Source organism: Streptomyces sp. WAC06614 (genome assembly GCF_003949795.1).
GTDB lineage: Bacteria > Actinomycetota > Actinomycetes > Streptomycetales > Streptomycetaceae > Streptomyces.
In genome coordinates, this window is the sequence record NZ_RPRY01000573.1 from 1 (window position 1) to 2,406 (window position 2,406).

General features: G+C 75.2%; 2 protein-coding genes. One reads left to right on the plus strand and one right to left on the minus strand.

The genetic code is table 11. The features are described 5' to 3' along the window. Window positions 1–113: 113 nt before the first annotated feature. On the minus strand, window positions 114–860 hold the full coding sequence (locus EF918_RS34845) for a PaaI family thioesterase (RefSeq protein ID WP_185922077.1): 747 nt from the start codon (window positions 858–860) through the stop codon (window positions 114–116). A gap of 160 nt (window positions 861–1,020) precedes the next feature. On the opposite strand from EF918_RS34845, the gene EF918_RS34850 reads away from it, so the two are divergent. Continuing rightward, complete coding sequence (locus EF918_RS34850; RefSeq protein WP_260610977.1) at window positions 1,021–2,061, plus strand: trans-acting enoyl reductase family protein; 1,041 nt, start codon at window positions 1,021–1,023, stop codon at window positions 2,059–2,061. Window positions 2,062–2,406: the final 345 nt, after the last annotated feature.

A 2,406-nucleotide genomic window follows, 5' to 3' on the forward strand; every position in this document is an offset into this window, starting at 1 on the left:
CGCCCCGGCTGCCCCCCACTCCTCGACGACCCAGGAGTAAGGGGAACCAGGGGGGCCAAGGGGAGCCGGGCCGGCGCCCACGGCCCTACGGACGGCCCCCTGCCCCTACGGCCCTACGGCCGCCCCTGCACCGCGGACCGGGGAACCACCCACAGGGCCTCGGCCATGGCGCGGAGCTCCCCGTCGGCGTCGGCCACGGCCGTGCCGACCGTGTACTTCCGCTCCGCCGAGGACAGCAGCCAGGAGTAGGAGACGAGCCGCTCACCGGCCCGGACCGGCCGCAGCACCGCGGCGCGGAGCGAGGCGGTGACGGCCCCGGCCGGGCGGCCGTCGAGCAGCCGGCCGGCGGCGTTGCCAGGGCAGTCCAGCGCGCCCCACAGCAGCTCGGGCGGCAGCAGCCCGTCCCGGGCCGCGAGCTCGGCCCCCGGGACCCAGGCGGTGGCGACCAGCTCCCGCCCGGGCACCGGTCCGCAGTGCTGGCGCAGCCCGGTCGCGGGGGTCCGGTCCAGACCGCACCCGAAGCAGTCCGTCTGCCCGTCCGGCGGAGCCGCCCGACAGGCCTCGGCCGCCGCCTCGGCCTCCGCCCAGGACGGCGCCTCCGGCAGCCCCGCCACCGCCCCCGTGGAACCGACGGGCACGGCGACGGCCAGCAGCGTCTCGTCGGCGGTGAGGGCGCAGCCGCCGTCAGGTGTGCCGGCCAGCCGCAGCGGCAGCTCGGTCGGCGCGGGCCGCCGGAAGTCCACCCGTACGTGCTCCGCGGCGGCCTGCCCGGCCAGCACACCGGCCACGTAGCCGCCGAAGGCCACCCCGGGATAGCCCTGGAGGTGTGCCGGGATCCTGATCATCTCGCTGTCGCTCATGCCGCCACCTCATCACACGGCCGGAACCCATGTCGGGAATTGTTCGCTCTACGTCGTTCCGGACACTCACGGCGCCGCCCAGGCCCCGGCCAGGATGGGTCCCGCCACAGCACGCGCAGGACACGCGGACACGCAGCACACACCCAGGGGAGCGGATTTCGTGAACGGCACGGCGGCGACGCACAGCACGGTGACGGTCTACGGCGCGTACGGACACACGGGCAGGTTCGTGGTGGCCGAGCTGGCCGCCCGCGGGTACCGGCCGGTCCTCGCCGGCCGCGACGCCGCCCGGCTGGCCGCCTCGACCGAGGCGACGGGGCACGAGGCCCGTCCCGCTCCGGTGGACGACCCGGCCGCGCTCGACCGGGCGCTGGCCGCTACGGCCGCCGTGATCAACTGCGCGGGCCCGTTCGCCGCCACCACCGGCCCGGTCATCGAGGCGGCCCTGCGGGCCGGGATCCCGTACCTGGACGTGGCAGCCGAGCTCGAGGCCAACCTCGACACCTTCGCCCACTACGCCGACCGGGCCCGGCGGGAGAAGGCGATCGTCGTCCCGGCGATGGCGTTCTTCGGCGGCCTGGGCGACCTGCTGGTCACCACGGCGATGGGGGACTGGACCCACGCCGACGAGGCCCATATCGCCTACGGCCTCAGCTACTGGCATCCCACCGCAGGAACCCGCCTGTCCGGCGCGGTCTCCCGCGAACGGCGCGGCGCACACCGCCTGCGCTACAGCGGCGGTGCCTGGCAGCGCCGCACCGACGCTCCGCCCACCGCCGAGTGGCTCTTCCCCGCCCCGATGGGGCCCCGCCAGGTCGTCACCGAGTTCACCATGGCCGACGTCGTGACCGTCACCGACCACCTGCCGATCAGCGACGTGCACACCCACATGGCCCTCGACGCCGCCCGGGACATCGCCTCGTCCGCCACACCCGCCCCCACCGCCACCGACGAGCTCGGCCGCTCCGACCAGACCTTCCTCGTCGACGTGATCGTCCGCGCCGACGGAGTCGAACGCCGCGCCGTCGCCTCGGGCCGCGACATCTACGCCGTCACCGCGCCACTGGTCGTCGAAGCCCTGGACCGGGTCCTGACCGGACGCATCCGCACCACGGGCGTCGCCTCCGCCGGCCGCATCTTCGACGCCCCCGACTTCCTCACCGCCCTCGCCCCCCACATCGAACTCACCACCGACGCCTGACGGCCGCCCTGCGAAGGGGGCCTCCGCTGCCCCCCGTGGCCTTCGATTCAGGGGGCGAAGTGGCCCCCACCACACCCGATAAACGGGTACAAGTCCTCACAGAAAGCGACATTCCGGCTCGCTGCCGGTGAGGCGCCCCACAGGACCCACGTCACATTCGGCCCCGCCTAGTAGACCTCCGCCCCATCCTGGGACGGCCCGCTGGGCGGTTCCGTGGTCCCCGCCGCCCGCTGCTGCTACGGCCGCTAGTAGGTGGGGGGCGTTGCCAGGCGGTCCGGGGGCTGGCTAACTGGTGTTGTCGCCGAGGCGGCCGGGGCGAAAGGCCCCCCGCCGGGACGAACCCCT

Excerpts from the sequence above, each read along its gene's own strand:
- EF918_RS34845 (WP_185922077.1), bottom strand. The coding sequence starts at position 860 with ATGAGCGACAGCGAGATGATCAGGATCCCGGCACACCTCCAGGGCTAT.